The organism is Sorangium sp. So ce1153 (assembly GCF_051521595.1).
In the GTDB taxonomy this organism is placed as follows: Bacteria; Myxococcota_A; Polyangia; order Polyangiales; family Polyangiaceae; genus Sorangium.
In genome coordinates this window covers 11,067,476-11,090,831 of the sequence record NZ_CP150361.1, presented here as the reverse complement: position 1 = coordinate 11,090,831, position 23,356 = coordinate 11,067,476, and the positions used below count along the sequence as shown (strand labels likewise).

18 protein-coding genes and 1 pseudogene are annotated in these 23,356 nt (G+C 69.5%); 11 read left to right on the top strand and 8 right to left on the bottom strand.

The window, feature by feature from the left end; genetic code table 11:
* Positions 1-60 precede the first annotated feature (60 nt).
* Positions 61-834, bottom strand: a complete 774-nt coding sequence (locus WME85_RS40130) for an oxidoreductase (RefSeq protein ID WP_437828879.1) — start codon at positions 832-834, stop codon at positions 61-63.
* 119 nt (positions 835-953) lie between these two features.
* On the opposite strand from WME85_RS40130, the pseudogene WME85_RS40125 reads away from it, so the two are divergent.
* Positions 954-1,064 (top strand): annotated as a pseudogene (locus WME85_RS40125) (TetR family transcriptional regulator); the annotation flags it as partial.
* A gap of 45 nt (positions 1,065-1,109) precedes the next feature.
* Positions 1,110-1,547, top strand: coding sequence for a TetR family transcriptional regulator (locus tag WME85_RS40120; protein WP_437842492.1), 438 nt, complete (start codon positions 1,110-1,112; stop codon positions 1,545-1,547).
* Between the two features lie 123 nt (positions 1,548-1,670).
* Here the strand turns inward: WME85_RS40120 and WME85_RS40115 are convergent, their stop codons facing one another.
* Positions 1,671-1,865: a hypothetical protein gene (locus WME85_RS40115; RefSeq protein ID WP_437828877.1), complete on the bottom strand. Its 195-nt coding sequence runs from the start codon at positions 1,863-1,865 to the stop codon at positions 1,671-1,673.
* A 75-nt stretch (positions 1,866-1,940) separates the two neighbouring features.
* The gene (locus WME85_RS40110) at positions 1,941-2,261 is read right to left on the bottom strand and encodes a hypothetical protein (RefSeq protein WP_437828875.1); all 321 of its coding nucleotides are present in this window, start codon (positions 2,259-2,261) and stop codon (positions 1,941-1,943) included.
* Between the two features lie 230 nt (positions 2,262-2,491).
* Here WME85_RS40110 and WME85_RS40105 point away from each other — a divergent pair, with 230 nt between their 5' ends.
* From WME85_RS40105 to WME85_RS40085, 5 genes are all read left to right on the top strand, one after another.
* Positions 2,492-2,647, top strand: a complete 156-nt coding sequence (locus tag WME85_RS40105; protein WP_437828873.1) for a hypothetical protein — start codon at positions 2,492-2,494, stop codon at positions 2,645-2,647.
* A 252-nt stretch (positions 2,648-2,899) separates the two neighbouring features.
* Positions 2,900-4,276, top strand: a complete 1,377-nt coding sequence (locus tag WME85_RS40100) for a ferritin-like domain-containing protein (protein ID WP_437828870.1) — start codon at positions 2,900-2,902, stop codon at positions 4,274-4,276.
* A complete protein-coding gene (locus tag WME85_RS40095; RefSeq protein WP_437828868.1) occupies positions 4,236-4,868 on the top strand; it encodes a fatty acid desaturase in 633 nt (210 codons plus the stop codon). The genes WME85_RS40100 and WME85_RS40095 overlap by 41 nt, the downstream gene beginning before the upstream one ends.
* A 37-nt stretch (positions 4,869-4,905) precedes the next feature.
* On the top strand, positions 4,906-6,957 hold the full coding sequence (locus tag WME85_RS40090; protein ID WP_437828865.1) for a WD40/YVTN/BNR-like repeat-containing protein: 2,052 nt from the start codon (positions 4,906-4,908) through the stop codon (positions 6,955-6,957).
* A 186-nt stretch (positions 6,958-7,143) separates the two neighbouring features.
* Positions 7,144-7,668 (top strand): hypothetical protein, encoded by a 525-nt coding sequence (locus WME85_RS40085; protein WP_437828863.1) that lies wholly within the window; start codon positions 7,144-7,146, stop codon positions 7,666-7,668.
* A 128-nt stretch (positions 7,669-7,796) separates the two neighbouring features.
* Here the strand turns inward: WME85_RS40085 and WME85_RS40080 are convergent, their stop codons facing one another.
* Positions 7,797-10,193, bottom strand: a complete 2,397-nt coding sequence (locus WME85_RS40080; protein WP_437828860.1) for a glucosyltransferase-I — start codon at positions 10,191-10,193, stop codon at positions 7,797-7,799.
* 499 nt (positions 10,194-10,692) lie between these two features.
* Between WME85_RS40080 and WME85_RS40075 the strand changes: the two genes are divergently transcribed.
* Positions 10,693-12,294 carry a hypothetical protein gene (locus WME85_RS40075; RefSeq protein ID WP_437828859.1) on the top strand — a complete coding sequence of 534 codons (1,602 nt, stop codon included), beginning with the start codon at positions 10,693-10,695 and terminating at the stop codon, positions 12,292-12,294.
* Between the two features lie 43 nt (positions 12,295-12,337).
* On the opposite strand, the gene WME85_RS40070 is transcribed toward WME85_RS40075, so the two are convergent.
* Both WME85_RS40070 and WME85_RS40065 read right to left on the bottom strand, forming a co-directional pair.
* Positions 12,338-14,656: a WD40/YVTN/BNR-like repeat-containing protein gene (locus WME85_RS40070; RefSeq protein ID WP_437828856.1), complete on the bottom strand. Its 2,319-nt coding sequence runs from the start codon at positions 14,654-14,656 to the stop codon at positions 12,338-12,340.
* A gap of 140 nt (positions 14,657-14,796) precedes the next feature.
* Positions 14,797-15,828, bottom strand: coding sequence for a hypothetical protein (locus WME85_RS40065; RefSeq protein ID WP_437828855.1), 1,032 nt, complete (start codon positions 15,826-15,828; stop codon positions 14,797-14,799).
* Between the two features lie 435 nt (positions 15,829-16,263).
* On the opposite strand from WME85_RS40065, the gene WME85_RS40060 reads away from it, so the two are divergent.
* The 3 genes from WME85_RS40060 to WME85_RS40050 all read left to right on the top strand — a co-directional run bounded on the left by WME85_RS40060 (position 16,264) and on the right by WME85_RS40050 (position 20,559).
* Entirely contained in the window at positions 16,264-17,907 is a 1,644-nt protein-coding gene (locus tag WME85_RS40060) for a hypothetical protein (protein ID WP_437828853.1), read from the top strand.
* A gap of 477 nt (positions 17,908-18,384) precedes the next feature.
* A complete protein-coding gene (locus tag WME85_RS40055) occupies positions 18,385-18,762 on the top strand; it encodes a DUF1304 domain-containing protein (protein WP_437828850.1) in 378 nt (125 codons plus the stop codon).
* A gap of 336 nt (positions 18,763-19,098) precedes the next feature.
* Complete coding sequence (locus WME85_RS40050) at positions 19,099-20,559, top strand: DUF5050 domain-containing protein (RefSeq protein ID WP_437828847.1); 1,461 nt, start codon at positions 19,099-19,101, stop codon at positions 20,557-20,559.
* 80 nt (positions 20,560-20,639) lie between these two features.
* Here WME85_RS40050 and WME85_RS40045 read toward each other — a convergent pair whose 3' ends face one another.
* Positions 20,640-22,706 carry a toxin-antitoxin system YwqK family antitoxin gene (locus WME85_RS40045; RefSeq protein WP_437828845.1) on the bottom strand — a complete coding sequence of 689 codons (2,067 nt, stop codon included), beginning with the start codon at positions 22,704-22,706 and terminating at the stop codon, positions 20,640-20,642.
* Positions 22,707-22,797: 91 nt separating this feature from the next.
* A complete protein-coding gene (locus WME85_RS40040) occupies positions 22,798-23,274 on the bottom strand; it encodes a glutathione peroxidase (protein WP_437842489.1) in 477 nt (158 codons plus the stop codon).
* Positions 23,275-23,356: the final 82 nt, after the last annotated feature.

Genomic DNA, 23,356 nt, shown 5'->3' with positions numbered 1-23,356 from the left:
AACGGAGCTGCGGAGGTCAAAGGGCCATGCCCACGCTCGTCTCGGGCTGACATTCGATGGTCAGCGCGCCGTCATTCCGCCGTCGACGCGGTAATTCACGCCGGTCAGCCACTTCCCGCGATCCGATACGAGCAGCGCGACGACCTCCGCGATGTCGTCGGTGGCACCCCAGCGGCCGAGCGGCACCGACTGGAGCCAGGCCTCGGCGGGGACGCCCATCGCGTCGCCGAACGTCTTCCGTAACGCGTCCGAGCCCACGGTCGTCACCGGCCCGGGGGTCACGACGTTCACGCGGATATTGCTCGGCGCGAGGTCGACGGCGAGGACGCGCGAGTAGGCGTCGAGCGCCGCTTTCGCCGCGCTGTAGTGGGCGAAGGGGCCTGCCCCGGCCCCCATCGTCGCGGCCGTCGAGGAGATGTTCACGACCGCGGCCGCCTTCGATTCGCGGAGCGCCGGCAGCACCGCGTTGGTGAGGCGGACCGAGGAGAAGAGGTTCAACGCGAAGACGTCCTGCCACTCCCCTTCCGGGATCGAGGCGGCGCCTTCCGGGAACCCGTTCGACCCACCCGCGTTGTTCACGAGGATGTCGAGCCCACCGAGGGCCGTGAGCGCCCCCGACGCGATCGCCTTCACGCCTTCGCTGGTGCGGACGTCGCCGGCAACGAACGTCGCCGCCGCGGGCGTCTCCTCGTTGCGCGATCGCGCGGAGACGACGACCTTGGCGCCGGCGTCGAGAAGACGTTGCGCGATCGCAGCGCCGATGCCGCGCGAGCCTCCGGTGACGAGGGCACGGCGACCGATGAGCTCCTTCGAGAGATCGAGCTTGCTGGACATGGTGTTCCTTTCGTCGAGAACGACGCGTGGATGGGCTATACTTTCCGGAGCAGCGCTCCCTGTATACGGAGCAGTGCTCCACATATACGGAGCGGTGCTCCTCTTGTCAAGAGAGTCCCATGCGTGCTGACGCCAAGAAGAACTACGACCACCTGCTCGCTGTCGCGCGCGCCGTCGTCAAAGAGCAGGGGGCCGAAGCGTCGCTGCGCGACGTCGCCCGCAGAGCCGACGTTGGCCTCGGCACGCTGTACCGTCACTTCCCGACGCGAGAGGCGTTGCTCGAGGCGCTGCTTCGCACGAGCCTCGACGACATGACGGCGCAGGCGTCCGAGCTCGAAGCTTCGAGCGCACCGGACGATGCGCTCGTGACGTGGCTACGCGATGCGGTCGCGTTCACGCGTAATTATCACGGCATCACGGCGTTGATGGTCGCCGCCCTCGATGACCCGAAGTCCGCGCTCCACGCTTCGTGCGTCGCCGTGCGCGCGGCAGGCACGCGACTCCTCACCCGCGCGCAAGCTGAAGGCAAGGCGCGAAGCGACATCGACGGCACGGAGCTGTTCGCGCTGATCGCGGCGCTGGCGTGGCTCGGCGACCAACCGTCGATTGGTGGACGCGCCGATCATCTCTTCGAGATCGTCACGAGCGCGATCCTGACGAACCAAGCGAGCAGCGGTGGCCCAGCACGACGCCGACCTCGGACCCGGAGCTGAGACCTTCGAGCGCCGGCACCAGCAGGTCCGCTTCCTCACGTGGATGTCTTCCACTGCTTCGAAAGCGATTTTCGATGTCATCCTGGCGCCAGGTCGGCGAAGCTCTGACATGCTCACGGCTCCTCACACGCCGCCCCGCACGAGGCGGTTCGACGTGAATGCATCCGGTTCCTGTACGGGCGGCCGCTTCCCGAAGCGATCGCACTCGTAGAGCGCGGCGAAGCGCTCCTCGGCGGTTGCATCGTTCTTGCTGGACAGCCGGATTGGGAGTGCTCGCGATTCGTCCCACGAGAGATTCCCCTCCGCCATGTCGAACATGCCGCCCGAGCGTAGCTCGGGCGATAGGCTGATGGCGCTCGCGGCGCGCGCTTTCGTCGCTCGCGACGGGGCAGCTCAGGGGACGGTCATCTTGCGAAGGCGACCCAGAGAACGAGAGCACAGGAGGGCCATGGTGCCGAACCCGACGAAACAGACACCAACATCAGACCAGTTCCTGAGGTCGAATGCAGCGACTCGCACGAGCAAGAGGTAGGCGAAGGCGAGGTTGACCAGCGCCCAGGCAACGTTCACCGTCGGCGACGACAGCCCCTTGAAGGGCGGTGATGCGAAGGGGCTCTGCAACGGTAGGCCGGACACGCCCGCGATCAGGTGAGGGAGCGCATTGGCGAAGAACGCCCCACCGAAGAAGTGCGCGGGATAGACATACCATGGCATGATGACCTCCTCGAGCTGTTCGAGCCGGGACTGCTATCGCGCCAAGAAATAACTTGTGGCGGCTTTCGCGTGCAAGGAGGAAGAGAAGGCCACCTCGGACAGCCGCGCCTTCGGCGCCGGGCTCGACGCGCCGGCCGTGTCGTCGGACGCGAAGAGCACGCGGAGGCCGTCTGGCCCCTCGACGACCTGGCCTCGCGCGCCGCCGCCCCGGCTTCAGGTTGCGGACCGCGATGGCTTGGAGCGGCAAGTCGTCGGGCGCGACACCCTTGTTCGGGACGCTGATCAAGACACCGCCGGCGTCCTGCTCCTGGATCACCTGGTCGCTCTCGAGCAGGCAGTTCTGGCAGGCCGCTGTCGCCATGACCGCCCCCACGATCAGCGCGTAAGTCCTCAGCCCCCTTGTTCGCCCTCCCGAGCCAAGCTCGCGCAGGCGCCGCGCCCGCGGCTTACGCGCGTGTTCGGGAGCCAGGCATCCTCCGTACTCGAAGCTGGTACGCCTGTTGCCTTGGCGGTCACGCAGCGCGCGGCAAACCACTCTTTGGCCGCACAGTCTGGCTCAAACTGGCACAGCGGGTGCAGCGGTCGCAGCGGTCGCAGCGGTCGCAGCGGTCGCAGCGGTCGCAAAAGGACAGGCAGCCATGGTACACAACTCTTCTCGCGCATCAAGAATCCTCGCGAATTACCTCCTGGGCTTCCTCGGGCTCGGTGTCCTGAGCGCGGGGTGCGACGGCTTCATCGAACGCGGCGGCGGCGGTACCGGAGGCGGCGGCGGTACCGGAGGCAGCGGCGGTGCCGGAGGCAGCGGCGGTGCCGGAGGCGGCGAGGACGGTGACGGCAGCGCGTTCCTCGCGCAATGCTCACCCGCCGATATCACCGATGCAGCGTCGGCGCGATGGGGAGAGCAGTATGTGGGCAACCACCTCGAGTACGTGTGCATCGGCGGCGGTCCCGCGGCGTGCGCGCCGGCAGACGATGCGGCCGTGCTCATGACGATCAGGCAGCGCGTGCTATGGGGATGTGGCTCGAGCGTTTTCGGTGATGAGCCGCGGGTGCGGCCCGATCATTTCGCGGAGCTGTGGGATGTGCCCTGCGGCCATGATCCCGATGCGAGCGAGTGCTGCTACGTGGCGAGGGTGATCGACTACGACCTGTTCGATATGTCAGAGTGCGTGCGGCCCTTCACGGTCGAGGGGGTGGCCCGTGTCGCGGGCGTGTGTGCGCGGGACGACTGGCGCGCAGAGCTCTCGCCGTGCACGCGCGATCTCGCTCCCGAGACGCGCCGCGTCCTGGCAGCGGCGTGGCTCGCGGACGCGTCGTTCGAGCACGCGTCGATCGCTTCGTTCGCGCGCTTCGCCCTGGAGCTCCTGGCCGTGGGCGCCCCTGCGCGGCTCGTGCGCGGCGCGCAGAAGGCGATGGCCGACGAGATCCGCCATGCGGAGCTGTGCTTCGCGCTCGCAGAGGCGTATTCGGGCACCGCGGTCGGGCCGTCGGCGCTGCCCGTGGAGGGCGGGCTCGGTCGCACCGATCTGGCGGCCATTGCCGTGGCGGCCGTGCGCGAGGGCTGCGTCGGCGAGACGATGGCATCGCTCATCGCGCGCGCGGCGGAAGAGGGCGCGGGCGATCCGGCGGTCCGGGCGGTCCTCGCCGAGATCGCGGCGGATGAAGCCGTGCACGCCGGGCTGTCGTGGCAGTTCGTGGCGTGGGCCATCGCCGAAGGGGGCGAGTCGGTGCACGCCGCCGTCGCGCGCGCCTTCGAGGAGGAGGCCGCGCGCGTGCTCGCCGGCGGGGCCGGCGCTGACGCGCCGTCCGATCCGGTCGTGCGACACCATGGCCGGCTGTCCCCGCGTGAATCACAGGCAGTGCGGCGCGAGGCGATGTCCGCTGTGATCCTGCCTTGCGCGCGCTCCCTCCTCGCCCGGCTCGGCGCCGCCGAGCCGCGGGTGCGGCCGGAAATGCACGGACGAGATCTGCTCGGTGGGACAATGCGCGACGAGGCGGCGGGTTCCTTCACGTGATCACGGTGCGCCGGGACGAGCGAACTCACCACGACATCGGGCTGTAGCTTCTCGTCCCAAGTCGTGTTCGCCCGAGGCAGCGTTGCGCGGGCCCTCATGGGGCAGATACGACAAGCAAACGCGTTCCGCAAAGTCAAGGTTCTCGGAGCCATTCTTCTTCTACTACGTCCTGCCGTTCGTCTTCGGGGCCTTCCTGGCGAGCCTGACGTCGATGATCGAGCACGACGAGATGCTCCCCGGCGAGGACGCCTACAGCTCGCGCACCTGCGGCACCGGGGCGCACATGACCAACTTCCTCTGGAACAACGTCACCTACCACAACGAGCACCACAAGTTCCCGGGCATCCCCTGGTACAACCTCCGGAGCTTCCACGAGGCGGCGTACCCCCACTACGACGAGAACGTGAAGGCCTTCGAGCTCTCCTTCGTCGTCACTCGTGAAGCCATGGCCAGATGGTCAGATAGCAGATGGCCAGATGGCCAGATGGCCAGATGGCCGGATGACGTGATCAGGCGGCCGCCCCAAGGCTTGACTCGCGTTTCGCCTTCTGGCTTCCTGGCCCCCTTGTCCAATCTGCTGGCGAGGCCATGATGGCCTGGCGGACGCAGGTTGTTCGGCGGAGTGGTGAATGACGATCGAACGGCAGCGGCGCAGCGGGAACCTCGGCCTGGTGTCGGCGGCCATCTCGATGCTGGCCTGCGCGCTCTTGACGAGCTGCTCGGACGGGAGCTCCGCCGGCGCGGAGACGGGCACGAGCGGCGCGCACGCCGGCGGGGGCGGCAGCACGGGGAGCGGCTCCGGGGAGGGCGGGGCCGGCGCCGGTCACCCGTTCGACGACCCCGGGACCTGCTCGGACGGCGAGCGCAACCAGCGTGAAGACGACGTCGACTGCGGCGGCCCGTGCGCGCCCTGCGTGTTCTGGCAGCGCGTCGCGCCCTCCGGGGCGGTCGATCTGTTCCTCACCCGAAAGGGGACCCTGCTGGGGAGCAACGAGTATGACTGGCTCACCCGGCTCGAGCGGCTGGACGGCGCGTGGCAGCGGGTGCTGGCGGACGGTGAAAACGTCACGGTGAAGCCGCTGGCGAACGGGAGCAGCGGCGAGATCTTCGGCGTGGGCGAGGGCCTCGCGCGCTCCGACGACGACGGGCTGACATGGCAGGTCATCAACCCCGACTTCAGCCCCGGGTTCTTGAAGGTGATCGAGGATGCGCTCTACGCCGGGCTCGGCAACGACCTCTACCGGTCGACGGACGCCGGGGTGAGCTGGGAGCTCGTCGCCGGCGGCTTCGGAGGTGGCGGTCTGGTCCGCCTGGAGGTCAACGCCGACGGGATCTGGTTCCTGCTGTCCCGGGAGCTGGTGATGCGGTCGCTGGATCGCGGCGCCACCTGGTTCGAGGTGGCCTACATGGAGAACGATACGAGCCCCTGGCTCGTCGAGCTCTCCGATGGAGTCGTGCTCGTCGGGCAAGGCGCGCGTCCTCCCGTGTCGTCCGTCGATCGCGGCGACACCTGGCATCGGCCCGAAGCGGACGACGTCACGGCCCCCGTGCTCGCGGCCAACTCCACGGATCTGCTCTTCTCGGGCGGGACCGGCGTGGACATGTCCGAGGACGGCGGGCTCACCTGGACCGAGCGGGGCGACGGCGAGATGTTCGGCTTCCGGTCGATGGTGATGCTCCCGGACGACCGCCTCGTGGTCCTCGACAACAACGACCAGGTGTTCGTGAGCCGGCCGACCACGTTCTGGGGCGAGCACCAGCGCCGTGGCGAGCCGCTCCCGGCGTCGTGTACCGACGGAGCCCAGGGCCCGGGCGAGCAGGGCGCCGACTGCGGCGGAAGCTGCCCGGCGTGCCCGACGTGGCGGCGCCTCGCCGAGGTGAACCTCACGAACCTTCAATGGGTGGCAGCGACGCCGGACGGCACGCTGTTCTTCGACAACCAGGAGGGAAGATACAGGTCGACGGACGCCGGCGCCTCGTGGGCTGCCGCCGAGCTCGACGGCGAGCCGCTGCCGTTCATCAACACCGTGATCCAGATGGGCGATGGAACGATGCTCGCCACCTCGGGCGCCGAGCTGTATCGCTCGTCGGACCGCGGCGGATCGTGGAGCATGGTCGACGCGACCCTCGGCGTGGGCGCGATCGCCCTCCATCCAGACGGCCGCTTGTACAGCTCCAGGCAAGGGTTCTCGAGCGACGGCGGCGTGTCCTGGGAACCGATATCGGATGAACCACGAGACATCACGGCGGTCGTCTTCACCGACAACGGCGATCTCTACGCTCACGGCTCGCGGTCTCTGGCTCGCTCACTCGACGGCGGCAGGACGTTCGAGCGCCTCGAGGGATTGCCCCTCGACAACGACGAGAGCTACGTCAAGCTCGCGGCCGCCCCGAACGGCCACCTGTTCCTCGGCTCCTCCAGGGGCATCTTCCGCTCGATCGACAGGGGCGTCTCCTTCACCGAGGTCGCCGACGCCGCCTGGAATGTGCTGGTCGACTCGAAGGGCAATGTCTTCGCCTTCGGGCAAGGAATCGCCATGTCGCGCGACGACGGCGATACATGGGAGAGCCGCCTGCTCGGGGTCAACACGACCCCTCGGGCCGTGGCCCTGGCCAACGACCAGATCTACCTGAACACCGCGCTCGGCCACTACCTGAGCACGACGACCACGGCGTGGTGAACGCCGCGGAGCGGTCACGCCACGCGCGCCCGACCTCGCCGGGCCACCGCGTGGCGGACCCGAGCAGACCGACCTCGAGCACGGCGGCCAGGGCAGGCGAGGCGCTCGGGTGAGCCTGGCGTCACGTGGCCGGGGCTCGGCCGTCGGCGCTGGATGCCACCGGCGCGGCGCGGCTATCATGAGGGCGTGAAGCCGATGAAGCCGCCGCGCCCCTTCTGCGCCCCCTTCGCGCTCGCGCTCGCCTGTGCCGCCTGCGCCGACGGCAAGGGGGCCTGGAGAGACTTTCACGGCATCCAGTATCGCGCCGACGGGGCGCACGCGCACGAGAGCGACGGGGTGCTGCCCGGGCCCGGGGGGCTCGGCGGCCTCCCGAGCGGCGAGCGCCCGAGCGTCGTGTTGACCCGCCCCGACGGCTACCACGTCGAGATCGCCAAGCCCGCGCAGCGTGCCTCGCTCGAAGCCGAGAAGGCGAGCCTCGAGCAGAGCCACGCTGGCTCGAACTTTCGCGAGATAGCGACGCCCGACGGGTGGGAGCTCACGTACGACATGCCGACGCAGCCGGGCGCCGAGCCCGGCCGGTCAGGCGGCAGGGCGCACATCATCTACAGGGAGATCGCCGCCGGCAACTACCGCTGCTCGTGGGCAGACGTCAATGGCCGCGACCCGAAGGCGGCCGAGGCGGTGTGCCGGTCGATTCGCTCGCGACAGTAGCGCGCCGGAGCACCCGTCCCGGCGGAGCGCGGGAGAGGTGCCACTGGCGTGTCAGGCCGCGGGCGTGCGGGGCGCGGCGCGTGTTCCGCTGCTGAGGCGCGCCGCCGCCAGGTGGGTCACGGGCCCCGTCACGGCGCTGTGCGGGTGTGACGGTAGATGGCGCCGCCGTCGCCGACGACGAAGAACGACCTCCCAGCGCCCCACAGCGCGTGAAGATAGCGATCCGTCGTGGAGTTGAGCTTGAGCCAGGAGATCCCGTCGTAGTGCAGGAGCGTGCCGAACGCGCCGACCGCAAAGACGTCCTGCGGCCCGCTCCCCCACACGCCGTTCAACCATTCCGACGTGGGCAAGGTCATGTCCTGCCACGCCTGGCCGTCGTAGTGCAGGATGATTCCGTTGCTGCCGACGGCAAAGACATCCCGCGGCCCGCTCCCCCACACGCCAGCCAGGACCTCCAATGGCTCCGAGCGCATGACCTGCCATTCCTGGCCGTCGTAGTGGAGGATCGTGCCGTTAGTGCCCACGGCAAAGACGTCTCGCCCGTCATTCCCCCACACGCCATACAGGAATGCGGCCGTGTTCGAGAGCATGCCCCGCCATTCCAGGCCGTCGTGGTGGAGGATCGTGCCGTCGTTGCCCACGGCGAAGACATCCTGCTGTCCGCTGCCCCACACGGCATTCAGCCGTTTCCCTGGTACCGGCGAGAGCATCGGCTGCCACTCCTCGCCGTCGTGGTGCAGGATCGTGCCCCTCTCGCTCACGGCAAAGACATCCTGCGGCCCGCTCCCCCACACGCCGTTCAACGCTTCCGAGGTGGGCCCGGTCATGTCCTGCCATTCGTGGCCGCCGTAGTGGAGGATCGTGCCTTTGTCGCCGACGGCAAAGACGTCCTGCGGCCCGCTCCCCCACACGCCGTACAACGTCTCCGAGGTGGGCCCGGTCATGTCCTGCCACATCTGGCCGTCGTAGTGCAGGATCGTGCCCCTGTCGCTCACGGCAAAGACGTCCTTCGGCCCGCTCCCCCACACGCCGAAAAAGCGCTCCGACGACGTGGTCGTGGGCGCGTTCATGCGCTGCCATTCCTGTCCGTCGTAGTGCAGGATCGCGCCGTTGATGTCCACGGCGAAGACGTCATCTTCCCGGCTCCCCCACACGCCAGACAGCACCTCCGAGGGGGGCAAGGTCATGCGCTGCCATTCCTGTCCGTCGTAGTGCAGGAGCGTGTCGTAACCACCCACCGCGAATACATCCTCCTCGCCGCTGCCCCACACGCTCCTCAACTGCTGCGATGGCGGCGAGCTCATGGCCTGCCAGCTCTGGCCGTCGTAGCGCAAGATCGTTCCCCCTTCACCCACGGCAAAGACATCGTTTCCCCCGAGCCCCCAGACGCCAGACAGCGCTCTCGACGTGGTCGAGCTCATGGCCTGCCAGCTCTGGCCGTCGTAGTGCAGGATCGTGCCTTCGTTACCCACGGCGAAGATGTCCTGCGAGCTGCTCCCCCACACGCCAGCCAGTAACTTCGATGTGGGGGAGGGCATGGTCTGCCAGCTCCGACCGTTGTAGTGCAGGATCGTGCCCCCGTCGCCCACGGCGAAGACATCCTTTCCCCCGCTTCCCCACACGCCGTACAAGAATGTCGATGTGGGCGAGGTCATGGCCTGCCAGCTCTGGCCGTTGTAGTGCAGGATCGTGCCGTTCGTACCCACGGCGAAGACATCCTGCGGCCCGCTTCCCCAGACGCCGCGCAGCCATTCCGATGTGACGGGCTCCTGGCGACGCCAGTTCCAGCTCCCGCACGGAGCGGCGGACAGGTCGTCGCAGGAGCTGACGCACCCCGGGCGGCCGAAATCGTAGCGCAGGTAGAAGCAGGACGTCATGACGGACAGCGCGGTGTCGCAGACCTCGTCCTCCGCCAGCTCACCGTCGCCGCAATGTGCCTTGCAGTCGTGCCTGCAATACCCGCGCAGCGCCGAGTTCTGGTCGCCGCGGCACGCCGGGTCGGTCGCGCTGATCCCGTCAGCGCCGCAGTCGCACGTCTCCTCGCCTACCGCATCGACGACGCCGTTGCCGCAGCGCTCGTCGGACGTGCAGTCGGCGCTGCACCCGTCGCCGTCCACCTGGTTGCGGTCGTCGCAGATCTCGCCTCGCACGGCGTCGACGACGCCGTTGCCGCAGCGCTCGTCGGACGTGCAGTCGGCGCTGCACCCGTCGCCTTCCAGCTGGTTGCGGTCGTCGCAGACCTCGTCCCGCACGGCATCGACGACGCCGTTGCCGCAGCGCTCATCGGACTTGCAGTCGGCGCTGCACCCGTCGCCGTCGTCCGTGTTCCCGTCCTCGCAAACCTCGCCCTCCTCGGGAACCCCGTTGCCACACGTACCGAGGTGGTCGGGGGCAACACACAGGCTGCCCTCGGGCACCGGGACGCATCGATGGTCGATCGGGCAAAAGCTCTCGCCGCAGCGGAGCCCCCCCTGGAGGCATGCACCCGCGACCGCGATCAGCGCCGTCACGAACGCGATCGCCACGACGTGACGAGGCGCCCAGCCTCCCCGCGGCGGGCTCGTGACGCTCCCGCTCCTGTCCGTGCCCCGTCTTCGCAGCCATGCCCGCATGTTCCCTCGCTGTTTCCTTCCCCGGCAGCCCGGCAGCCCGCTCCGGGTACCACAAAGCCGCGGGCGCGTGGCGCGATGGCAAGCGTTGCCATGCCGTCGCACTCAGGACCGGCAATTATTGCCATGGCGGCAAGGCTTGCCATGCGCGTGCTGGACCCGCGGGCGAGCTCGAACGCGCGGCGGCCGCTCCTGCGCCGCGCTCGGTTCGTCGCGCCGCCCGCTTTCGTCGGAAGCGCCCTCGCGCGCGGCGGGGCGGCACGCTGGTTGCGATAGGGCGCTGCCAGCCGGGCTGCGAAGGCGGGGTCTCACCCCGACGAGGCGGGCCACGCAGACAAGGCGCGAGGCGGAGCAGCGTACGGAGCGCGAGCCGCTCTGGAGCGACCCCGGTCAGCCTCACTCCACAGGAGGGATCATGCATCTTCGTTATGTCTCCAAGTTCCCCTTCATCGCCGGTGTCATGTGCGTCGCGGCGTCGGCCTCTCTGGCCGCGTGCGTCGACGCGAGCGCGCCCGGCGATCTCTCCGGCGTCGGCGCCGAGGAGCTCGCCGCGGAGGGCGAGCAGGCGCTGCTATCGGCCCCCCTCGACATCGACCCGACGCGCTCGCTGATCCTCACGAAGGTCACCGACCCGGAGGCCATGACCCGGTTCCCGCTCCAGTTCGTCCTCGATCAGCTCATCCTGAGGGCGGGGACCGGGGGTGAACAGACCGCCCTCGATCTCTACCGGCGCTGGTGGGACTTCTTCAACAAGGCCGAGGTGGCTCAGTTCCCCGATGCCGTCCATTGCGACGACCAGACCGACAGCGAGGGTTGGTCCACGCTCAACGGCTACCGGATCACGTGCGGCCGGAGGGAGGGACGCCTCGCCACGAGCGATCCGTTCGATCCGAATTCGCCGGACTTCATGGAGCCGATCGCGGTCGTGAACCGCTTTGATCTCGCGCCGAAAGACGGCTCGCACTGCGGCGAGTACCGCATCGTCTACGGCAAGAAGTCGGCTGGCATCGCCGACCGCAACCTGATCATCGTCGAGGCCCAGCTCCCGAACCCCCACCCCGAGTGCGGCATCGACGCATGCCTCCCGGTCGCCGAGTTCTGGGCGCGCCTCTCGACCCTGGACGCCGCCCAGCGCGCCCAGGAGCTCGAGACGTTCTTCACCGTCGGCCTGCTCGACGCCGGCTTCGGTCCGGTGCTCCACCCGGACAACTTCGCCGACGCGGTCCACGGCCCCGCAGGCCACCGCGCCACGGGGCAGATCCGCACCAACCAGTTCATGGGCAACCCCGGCGCTCCCGGGCAGGTCCAGCCGGGCCAGATCTGGCAGCTCCGCGAGTTCAAGATCGCGAAGTCCTTCGACGGGCCGAACGGCGGGGCGCGGCTCTACTTCAAGCCGGTCACGGTGAAGGAGAACCCCTTCGGCGAGCTGTTCAGCACGAACTTCGACCCCAACGACTTCCGCTGGACGTGGTTCATGGACGACTTCCTCGAGTCGGTGGACGAGCTCACGACCGTCAGCTCCGACATCAACGACATTCGTCTCAAGGGCTCGAGGCAGGCCCTCTACAACGCGGGCCAGAGCACCGTCGACGGCAGCAACGACTACGCGGACCAGCTGGACCCGCTGGTGAATGGGACGCCGAACACCTTCCTGATCCAGCAGATCGAGGACGAGCTCGTGCGGCTCGGGCGGGACACGATCTTCTCGCCCGCGGACGTGGCCAACCGCGCCACGACCCAGTCGTGCGCCGGGTGCCACCAGCTGAGCGCCAACAAATCGCTCGGCAACGGCGTGACGTGGCCCGGTCAGAGCTTCCCGTTCGTCCATATCAAGGAGGACGGGTCGCTCTCGGACGCGCTCACCGGGTCGTTCCTCCCGCACCGCGAGGGCGTCCTCGAGGCTTTCCTCGCGGATCACGCGGACGGGAGCACGTGCTCCCCGCCGGCGAGCGTGACCACATTCGCGGCGGCGAGCGACGAGCCGGTCCCCACGCTCGGCGGCTCGACGACGCACTGATCCCGCGCCTCGCGAGGCGCCCGCGGCTCTCCGCGCCGGAGCCCTACCGTGGGGCTCCGGCTCGGGTGTGGCGGAAGGCCGTGCCTTGACTGCCGACGACGAACGAGGTGCCTTCGTGGCCCCAGATACCATGAAAACTCTGGTTCGTCGTGGAATTGAATGGCTGCCATGAGATGCCGTCGTAGTGTACGAACGCGCCATAAAGGCCCACAGCGAAGACATCGTCACGACCGGTTCCCCAGACGGCTCTCAAATGTTCCAACGTGCCCGACGGGAGCACGCGCTTCCAGCGATGGCCGTCATAGTGCAAGATCGTGCCCGACTCGCCGACGGCAAAGACATCCTCAGGGCTGCTTCCCCAGACGCCTTCCAGAATTTCCTCTATGCCCGAGGTGGGCATGGGCGCCCAGCGATCGCCGTCATAGTGCACGATCGTGCCAGATCGACCGACGGCAAAGACATCGTCCCGGTCGCTTCCCCAGACGCCATACAGGTCGTTCGATGTGCCCGAGGGGGGCTCGGGCGTCCAGCTCTCGCCGTCGTAATGCACGATCGTGCCAGCATCGCCGACGGCAAAGACATCGCCCGGGCCGCTTCCCCAGACGCCATGCAAATGTGCCGATGTGCCCGATGGGGGGTCAGACGTCCAGCTCTCGCCGTCGTAATGCACGATCGTTCCGTAAAAGCCGACGGCAAAGACATCTTCTCGGCTGCTTCCCCATACGTCGATCAAAGCTTCCGATGTGCCCGAGGAGGGCACGGGCTCCCAGCTCTCGCCGTCGTACTGGAAGATTGTGCGCCCGACGGCATATACATTGTATGGATCGCTTCCCCAGACTCCCTCGAAAGATCCCGGTGCGTCCGGGTAGCGCACGTCCTCCCAGCTCTGGCCGTCGTGATGCAAGACCGTGCCAGACGCGCCGACGGCAAAGACGTCTTCAGCGCTGCTCCCCCAGATGCCATACAGAGTTCCCGCTATGCTCGAAGAATGCACGGGCCTCCAGCGAACGCCGTCGTGGTACACGATCGTGCCAAACGCACCGACGGCAAATGCATCTTCAGGACCGATTCCCCAGACAGCGTGCAGATCTCCGACGGTGCCCGAGAAGGGCACGGGCTTCCAGATCTCGCCGTCGCGCTGCACGATCGTGCCAGCCGTACCGACGGCGAAGACATCGTCAGTATCGCTCCCCCAGACAGCCTGCAGATCGTTCGTGGTGCCCGAGGAGGGCACGAGCTTCCAGGTCTTGCCGTCGTAATGCAAGATCGTGCCACGCTGACCGACGGCGAAGACATTGTCATGGCTAATTCCCCAGATGCCTTGCAAACTGTACGAGGTGCCCACGGAGGGCACGGGATTCCAGCGCTCGCCGTCGTAATGTACGATGGTGCCAGAGTCACCGACGGCAAAGACATCGTCAGGGCCGCTTCCCCAGACGCCGTGCAAGGTCTCCTCTGTGCCCGAGGAGGGCACGCGCTTCCAGCTGTTGCCGTCGTAGTGCACGATGGTGCCCTCTTGGCCGACAGCGAAGACGTCGTCGGGGCCGCTCCCCCAGACGCCATTCAGGTGGACCGGTGTGCCCGGGTAGGTCACGCTCTTCCAGCGTTTGCCGTCGTGATGCCTGATCGCGCCAGACCAATCGACGGCGAAGACATCTCCGGGGCCGCTTCCCCAGACGCCGCTCAGGTACTCCGATGTGCCGGTCTCTTGCTCACGCCAGTTCCAATCTCCGCAGCGATCCTCCATCAAGCTATCGCACGAGGCGGAGCAGCCAGGGCGACCGAAGTCGTAGCGCAGGCTGGGGCACGACGGCAGCTCGGTGGGGTTCCCCGGGTCACACGCCTCCTCCGGCGCTATCTCCCCGTCGCCGCAGTGGACCTTGCAGTCCTCGCGGCAATAGCCGCCGTCCGCCGAGTTTTGCCGTGCGGCGCACTGCCGCTCGGTGGACTCTTCACGCCCGGCGCCGCAGTCGCAGGTCTCCCCGCGGGCCGCGTCGACGATGCCATTGCCACAGGTCTCGTTGGACCGGCAGTTGTAGCTGCACCCGTCGCCGTCGTCCGTGTTCCCATCGTCGCACTCCTCATCCCTCACCGCGTCGACGACGCCGTTGCCACAGGTCTCGTCGGAGCGGCAGTCGAAGCTGCACCCGTCGCCGTCGTCCTCGTTCCCGTCGTCGCACGCCTCCCCGGCGGCTTCGTCGCGGACGCCGTCGCCGCAGGAGACGACGCACCGATCGGCGTTGCACTCGTAGCCGCTGGGACAGTAGCCCTCTCCGCAGGGAACCCCCCCGGGCTTCAGGCACGCTCCGGCGGCGACCACCACGGCGACCGACGACAGCATCGCCGCGAGATGACGAACCACACCGCCCAACGAGCAGCGCCCCGCGCGGCTCCGCCTCGCATGTACAGATGAACTCCGCTGCGCCATCCTCTCCTCACCCTCGTTTCGCCCCGGTGCAAGGGCGCGTCCCGCTCGCGCGCCGCCCACGTAGACCGCCCGCCTCAGAACGAGATCCGCGTCGACAGGCCCGCCGCGCTGTCCGACACGGCGGGCGCAAGCTCGATCTTGACGTCGCCTCGATCGCCGGTCCGGTACGACCGCGGCCAGTTCATGTAGACAAGGACGCCGCCCGTGATCAGGGCTGCTCCCCCCGCGACGAACGAGCCCACGGCGAGCCCGTTCTCCAGCCGTCCCCTGTCGTACGCGCTGCCATCGCTCGGCGCGCACTCCGGCCCACAGGCGCGGCGAAAGTCACCCTGGAGCTCCCGCTCCGCATCATCGTGGTGCTCGTCGGCCTGCCACCTGAGCACGGCGCCGAGCAGCCCGAGCGCCCCGCCCGCGCCGACCACCGCCCATGGCGCCCAGGCCGCCTGCCACCGGCGCTCGGTGATCGTGGCGTCCGCGCTCAGCCAGAGCGTCCCCGAGGCCCGGTTGCCCGCGAGCACGGCGACGGGCCTGACGACGGTGTAGTACCCCTGTTTCCTCGCCGTCACGACGTGCTCGCCGGGGAGGACCAGCCGCCGTGCGGCGCCGGGGCCGACGAACCACGGCCTGCCGTCGAGGAGCACCGCGGCGCCCGGCTCGTCGCAGCGGAGCTCGATCACGGCGAGCTCCCGCCGCACGAGCTCGCTCATCGACGCGCGCGCCTCCGCCTCGAGGTGAGGATCGAGCGCGCCAGCGCCCCACCGCAGCGCCTGCTGCAGGTTCTCGTAGGCCAGGAGCGGCAGCCCGCTGCGCATCAGCACCCTCCCGAGGTAGACCCGCAGCTCGGGCTGGTCCCAGTAGCGCAGCGCCTCTTCGTACTTCGCCCTCGCCTCCGCGAGGATCGCGCTCCGGTGCAGCGCCCGACCCTCCTCAAACAGCTGCTCTGCCTTTTGCTTGCGCTCCTCCGGGACGCCCTGGTGCCACGGAGACGTCGGCGGTTGCCCGTCGGCGTGCGCGGGCGCCGCGTGTACCCCGAGCAGCACGGCGCACAGCGATAGCTCCCTGCCGAGCCTGGCGCGTCCACCGCGTCGTGTTCTGGTCAAGCTCATCACCTCCGCTCCAACATCGCTCCAACCGGCCCGCCTGGTCGAGCCCGAGGCCCGAGCGCGGTGGCGCTGATGCGTCCGGGCGCGGGCGCGTGGCGGCGCGGGCGCGGGCGCGGTGGCAATCCTTGCCAGCCCCAGCCGTTCAGGGCTGGCAAGGATTGCCATGGCGGCAAGGTTTGCCATCGCACGCTGGACCCGCGGGCGAGGTCGATCGCGCGGCAGCCGCTCCTGCGCCGCGCTCGTTCGGTCCCGCCGCTCGGTTTCGTCGGAAGGGCGGGGCGGCATGCCGGTTGCGATGGCGCCCCGCCAGCCGGGCTGCGGCGGCCGGGCCTCGCCCGACGAGGCTGTCCGCGCGGGTACGGCACGAGGCGGAGCGGCGCTCAACAGCGCGAGCCGCATCGGCGCGGCCCCCGTCCGCCTTACTCCACAGGAGCGATCATGCATCTTCGTTTTGCCTTCAAGTTCCCCTTCATCGCAGCGGTGATGTGCGCCGCGGCGTCGGTTTCCCTGGGCGCCTGCGGCGGCGCCGATCCGGTGGACGACGACGTCGTCGCCGCCGGCGAGGCCCAGGAGCTCACGGCCGAGAGCGCGGAGGCGCTGACGTGCCCCGCGTCCGTGCCGACCATCGACTTCCGGAAGTCCCTCTTCGTCACGAAGGAGACGGACCCGAACGTCCTGCTCGAGTTCACGCTCAGCTCCGTCCTCCAGCAGCTCCTCACCAGCGTCGGCTCCGACCAGACGCCGCTGGAGCTCTATCAGCGCTGGTGGGACACGCAGAACAGGAACATCGCTTCGGAACGCGTCTTCAACGACCCTGACGCCATCCACTGCGACGACGTGACCGACAGCAACGGCGCCCCCCAGCTCAACGGGTTCCCGTACACGTGCCCCAGGAACGAGGGCGTGCTCGCCAGCAGCAACCCGTTCGACCCCGCGGGGGCTCACTTCATGGAGCCGGTCGCGCTCGTGAACCGGTTCGACCTCGCGCCGGTGGACGGCTCGAACTGCGGCGAGTACCGGATCGTCTTCGCCAAGAAGTCGTCGAGCATCATCGACCGCAACTTCATCATCTTCGAGGCCAAGCTCCCGAACCCGCACCCCGAGTGCGGCGTCGCCGCCTGCCTCCCGGTCGCCGAGTTCTGGGCGAACCTCTCGACCAAGACCGAGGCCCAGCGCGCCGTCGCGCTCGAGGGCTTCTATTACAACGGCCTGCCCGGCTTCGCGCCTGTCTTCCAGGCGTCCAACTTCCTGGACGGGACCGGCCAGATCCGCACGAACCAGTTCATGTTCAACGCCCGCGCCCAGAATCAGCCGTGGTCGCTCCGCGAGTTCAAGCTCGACGTGGGCACCGACTTCCAGGACAGCTCGGTCAGGCTCTTCGTCAAGCCGGTCACGGTGAAGGAGAACCCGTTCCGCGGCCTGTTCAACGCCAGCTTCGACCCGAGCGACCCCCGCGGGGCAGCGTTCCAGAGCGACTTCCTCGGTGCCCTCGACGGGCTCGTGCCGCTCGGCGACGACGAGAACGACATCTCGCTCCGCACGCTGCCCAACCCGGACGACTACAACTCGGGCGAGAGCATCGCGGGCCCCGGCTCCGAGAACGACTACGCGGTACAGCTGCAGGGGAACACCGCGTTCAGCGCCGACATCGACACGGCGCTCGCTCCGATCCTGCTGAGTCGTCTCTGGCCTGGCTCGGTCTCGGCGGAGCAGGCCGCCGCTCGCGCCACCACCCAGTCGTGCGCCGGGTGCCACCAGCTGAGCAGCGACGAAGATCGCAGCAACCCGCTCGTCAACGACGACCTCGGCGGCCTGCACGTGTGGCAAGCGAACTCCGCGGGGCCCAACAACCCCACCGGGTTCGTCCACGTCAACGAGCTGGGCCAGATCTCGAACCCCCTCCAGTTCACGTTCCTCCCCCACCGCGCGCAGGTCCTCAAGGACTTCATCGAGGAGGCGTCGTGCGAGGAGGCCTGCTCCTCGACGGCCGCCAGGGCCGTCTTCACGTCGGCGGCCAGCGCCGATGCGTCCGTGGACGGCGCGGAGCACGTCCCCACGCTGGGCGGCTCCACGACCCACTGAGGGCGCGCCCTTCAGCCTGATCCCCCGCCATCCTCCGCGCGGAGCCGCCGAGACGCGGCTCCGCGCCGGGCCGCGCGACGCGCGCGGCGTGAAGCACCCCTCCCAGTCACGACCATCGTAGCGGTATCGTTCCGCCGCCTTCGTTGCCCACGACCTGGACGACAACGAAGACGTCGCGCGGCCCGCCTCCCCACGACGGCATGCAGCCAGTTCCCTGTCTGCCAGTCCACGGACCAGGCATCTCCATCGTGGCGGGGCGCGGGCAGCGGCGCGCGATGGCAATCCTTGCTGGCAAGCTTTGCCAGGAGGGCAAAGCTTGCCGTTTCCGCAACCAGGACCTCGAGCACATCCTCGAGGGGCACGCGGGACCCAGCCCTGCGCTCCGATGGAAGGGGCGCCCCTCGGCCAGGCACAGGACGCGGCCCCGCAAGCCCACGAGGTCCCCAGTACCCGGGCACGCGTGGTAGCGTGGGCCGCATGCTGACCGCTTCTCAGATCGTCGTCGCGTTGATCGGGATCCTTCACGTCTACATCCTCGTCATGGAGATGTTCTTGTGGCGCTCGGAACGAGCGTACAGAGCGTTCGGTACAACCCCCGAGATCGCCGCGATCACCGCGCCGCTGGCGGCCAATCAGGGGCTCTACAACGGGTTCCTCGCCGCGGGCCTGCTCTGGGGCGTCGTCCACCCGAACGACGCCTTTGCATGGCAGATCCAGACATTCTTCCTCCTCTGCGTGGCCGTCGCCGGGGTCTACGGCGCCGCGACGGCGAAGCGCTCCATCCTGTTCGTGCAGACCGTCCCGTCGGCCATCGGCCTCGCCCTGGTGCTGCTCGCACATCAGGCGGGCGGTTGAAGCGAAGCGGCTCGGCCGCCGGCATCCGCTCCGCGTGCTCCGCCTGCCCCGCGCGGCGCCGTCGCCCCCTCGACGCATGAGCTGCCAGCGACTCGCGGTGCGACTGCACACATGGGACAACCCTGATGGGTAAATACCGTAACACGCTGGGGGGATCACCCTGACGGGTAAACACTGTATGTTCTCGCGTGCTCTGGCTCGCTCGCCACGAGCCGAACGAGCGCTACGCTGTGTCCTGGATCAATGGTGATGCCGCAGCCGCGCCACTGGCGAGCTCGGCAAGACCATGGCCTTCCATGACATGGCGGCGACGACCGCCCGCGGAGGAGCGAGACGATGAAGAGGACCTTATTCGTGGTGTTGGCGTGCGCGGCCGCCGCGCTGAGCAGCGCGGCGTGCGGAGGGGCGGACAAGGGCAACGGGGGTACGGGCGGCGGCGGCGATGCGGGCGGCGGCGACGCGGGCGGCGGCGACGCGGGCGGCGGCGCCACGTCGGGGACCGGCGCGCAGCCGGAGCCCGGCGAGCGGTTCTCCGTGGACGCGCAAGGCGGGACCTTCACCGCGGCGGACGGCTTCACGATCGAGGTGCCGCCGGGCGCGGTGAGCGAGGAGACGGTGATCACCGTCGAGCGCGTCGAGGAAGCCCCCGAGGGCGCGGTGGGGCCCATGTACGTCCTCGGCCCGGAGGGCCACACGTTCGACAAGCCGATCGCGCTCACGCTGCCGATCACCATCGAGCTCAAGGCGGAGCTGGGTGAGAACACGGTCCTCGGCGCCTACGGCTTCACCGCACAGGAGGGCTCGGACGACTACGCGCCGCTCGCGCGGCACGACGTCTCCAGGGAGAGCGTCGTCACGGAGGCCGATCGCCTCTCCAGCTTCTACCCCGGGATGGTCCTGCCGACCTCGATGGCGAGCCAGCACCGCTACCCGAGCGCTCTGGCCGCCGACGAGACCTTCCTCTACTTCGCGAGCGGCGGGACTGAGGACGTCGCGACCGGGGACAACAACGACGGCTACGTCTACCGCGCGAAGCCGGGCACCGCCGAGGCGGAGGCGATGATCCCCGCCGATCCCGATCCCAAGGCGCTGTGGGTCGACGACTCCCACGTGTACTGGGCGAGCGGCGGCGACGATGATCCGGTGATCCCCTCGGCGCTCCGGCGCGTCGACAAGGCGAGCCTGGAGGTGGAGACGCTGGTCGAGGTCGGCTATGTCGTGAGCGTCATCGGCGACGCGTCGGCCCTCTACTTCGGCGACGGCAGCGGAGAGAAGCTCTACACGATACCGCTCGACGGCGGCGAGCCGGTCGTCCTCGCGTCCGACGCCGGGAGGCCGGCGCACCTCGCGCAGGACGCGGAGAACATCTACTGGACCGGCGGCGCGGCGAGCAACAAGGTCTACAAGGTGGCGAAATCGGGCGGGGAGGTGACCGTCATCGCCGAGGACGAGGCCGAGCCGGCCGGGATCGCGGTGGACGCGGAGTTCGTCTACTGGGCCAACGTGGGCGACGGCGGCGTGTTCAAGGCGCCCATCGCCGGCGGGCAGAAGACCCTGATCCATCAGGGCGGCTCGATGGCGGCGCTGGCCCTCCGGGGCTCGACGCTCTTCTCGACGGACACGGGCGGGAACCGCAGCGTCAACGCGCACGATCTCGAGAGCAACAGGACCGTCGTGCTCGCGCTCGGACAGCCCGTCGCCTGGCGCATCCTCGCCCCGGCAGGAGAGGGCGTGTTCTGGTCCAACGCCGGCGACAACCGCTACCAGGGTCAAGTCGTGTCCTACAACGCTCCTTGAACGTTCGCGTCGTCCGCGTCCCGGCGGCGACCGCGCGCGCGCGACGGCAGGGCGGGCCCGACGGACCGCCCTGAAGCGGCTCACGCCGCGCGGATGTCGCTCTGGAACGGGGAGAGGTTCTCCGGGAACAGGAGCCACGCGAAGAGGCAGCGCGTCTCGAAGTGCTCGTCGGCGGCGATGGCCGCGAGCGAGGGGTCGAGCTCGCCGATGGCGTGCCCTTCCCAGACGAAGTCTGGCACGCCGCGCGACCGGCTGACGAGCCCGCGAGTCTGCAGCTGGTCGCGCGCGCGGAAGGCGCGGCTGAGCGACGTGGTGACCGCCGCCGTGAAGTCGGGCCGGTGCGCGATGCGCTCCGGCAACGCGACGCGGTCGAGGCCGGCCGACCAGCAGAGCCAGCAGAGGGCGGCCCACTCGGCGCGGGCCCTCCGCATCAGGAGAGAGACGGACAGGGCTCCCGTGTCGAGCGTCTCGTCCACGGTGAGCTCGACGGTCTCCACGCCGTTCTCGGTCTCCTCGGTCAATGTCGCCGCCCTCTGCGCGAGCTCCACCGGCCCGTCCGGCAGCACGTGCGACAGATCGGGCGGGAGCCACGGGCAGGGCTCCGCGCCCGGCAGGCTGCGCTGCACGGCCTCGCGCAGGCGCAGCAAGCGGGTGGCGTAGAGCTGGATCTTCTGCCGGACCTGCTCGATCGGCTGGCCGAGCTCGACCGTCTCCGAGAGGTCGCCGGGCACCGGATCGAGGGCCTCGCGCGCCGGCCAGAAAGAGAACTCCGGGTACAGCAGCCGCACGAAGGTCCTGAGGTGCTCGGCCACGGAGGCGGACTCGGGCTCGATGCGGTCGGCGTCCTCGAGCACCCCGCGCGTGTCGCCGAGCTCGAGCCGCAGGAGCGCGCGCGTGACGCAGGCCGAGCGGCGCTCGGGCTCGAGCAGCAGCGCCGCCTCGACGAGCGAGAGCGCGACGCGGCGCGAGCCCGGCAAGACGGCGGCGAGCGTGCGGTAGGCCGCGCTGGGCTCGGCGCCGAGCAACAGCTCGTCGAGGACGCCGAGCGCTGTTGCGCCGGACGCCTCGAGCAGCGCTCGCCCGCGTTGCGCCGCGAGCTCGGGCCTCGGCCGCAGCGTCGCGGCGTCCAGGAACCCGGCGAGCCTCTCGCGCTCGCCCCCCCGGACCGCCGCGCGGGCCGCGGCGCAGCAGGCCTCGCGCGCGCGGCCGCCCTGCAAGAGCTCTCGCGCGAGGTCCCAGACGCGCTCGGCGTCCCACGCCTCGAGGTCCTCGGCGAACGCGGGCGACGCGCCGAGGCTGGCCTCGTCGAGGGCCTCGCCGAACTCGCGCCGGGCGACCGGCGTCCCGTCCGCGTCGAGCCACGTGAACGCCCCGACGGGGTGACCGTGCCAGTACTGACCGCGCTCCTCGCGGAGGCGCGGATCGAGGTAAGGGCTCGCGTCCGGATCGGGGAACCAGCGGACAGACGGGCCGTGGAAGCGCCCCTGGGGGTCGAAGTGCCGCTCCTCCGAAGGGCGGCCCAGCGCGTCGTACTGGAGCTCGCGACAGCGGACGCCAGCGCGAACCTCGATTTCCTGAGAGGGCTTGCCCTCGCGCGTGACGTAGCGGTAGGTGAGCGCGCCCGAGGCGTGGTCCTCCTCGGTGGCCAGCCAGCGTTGCGAGCCCTGGTCGTACTCCGCGTCTTCGGCGGCGCCGGCGGGTCTGTCGGGCCAGCGGGAGCCGTCCGCCGAGATGGGGTATCCGGAGCGGTCGTGAAACACGTGGCGCGCGACGCGCCCCTGCCGGTACAGCGCTCGCACCTCCCAGGCGCCGGGCGGCACACAGCACGATCGCAGCTTGAGCTCGGTCGGGGCGTCGCTGCCGTAGAGCACCACCTCGCCGTCGAGCTGGCCGCCCCGGTAGCGCCCGCGCTGCGCCGTTTGACCGTTCGGGTGGAACACGGTGAACGGCCCGTCCTTCACCCCGTCCGCGTAGCGGCAGCGCGAGAGCAGCGAGCCGTCGCTCGCGCGGTACGCGCAGCGCTCGCCGGAGGGACGGCCGTCGGCGTCGGTCTCGTCGAGCTCGAACGTCCCGTGCTCGGGGTTGTACGTGGCCGAAGGCGGGATCGACGCAGGCCGCTCCGCGCCGGGGTGTTTCGTGGTGTCCACGCGTCGCAGTCTATCGGCTTTCGCGCCGACAGGGCGGCTGTTCATGCCAGTTGCAAAGATCCCGAGCCGGCGGCGCGGGCGGCGCCGGCGCTCAGCCGCCGAGCGCCTTGTCGATCGCCTGCGCGAGCTTCGGGTCGTCCGGCGCCACGGACGAGTCGAACCGCGCGATCACCGACCCGTCCTTGCCGATCAGGAACTTGGTGAAGTTCCACTTCACCTCTCCGGCGGGCGCGGACTGCGTGAGGAAGGCATAGAGCGGGTGCTTGCTGCCGCCCTTGACCGGGATCTTCGAGAACATGGGGAAGCTGACGCCGAACTTCGTGGAGCAGAAGGCGGCGATCTCGGCGTCGGTCCCTGGCTCCTGCGCGCCGAAATCGTTCGAGGGGAAGCCGAGGACGGAGAACCCACGGTCCTTGAGCCGATCATGGAGCGCCTCGAGCCCCGCGTACTGCGGCGTGTAGCCGCACTCCGATGCGGTGTTCACCACGAGCAGCACCTTGCCCCGGTAGTCGCCGAGGGAGCGGTCCTGTCCGTCGATGGTCTTCACGGTGAAGTCGTGGATCGACATGGCCTTTCCTTCCTGAGCGGCGCCGGGCGTGACCTCCGGCGACGGCTGCTGGACGTCCTTTCCACAGCCCGACACGCAGGCG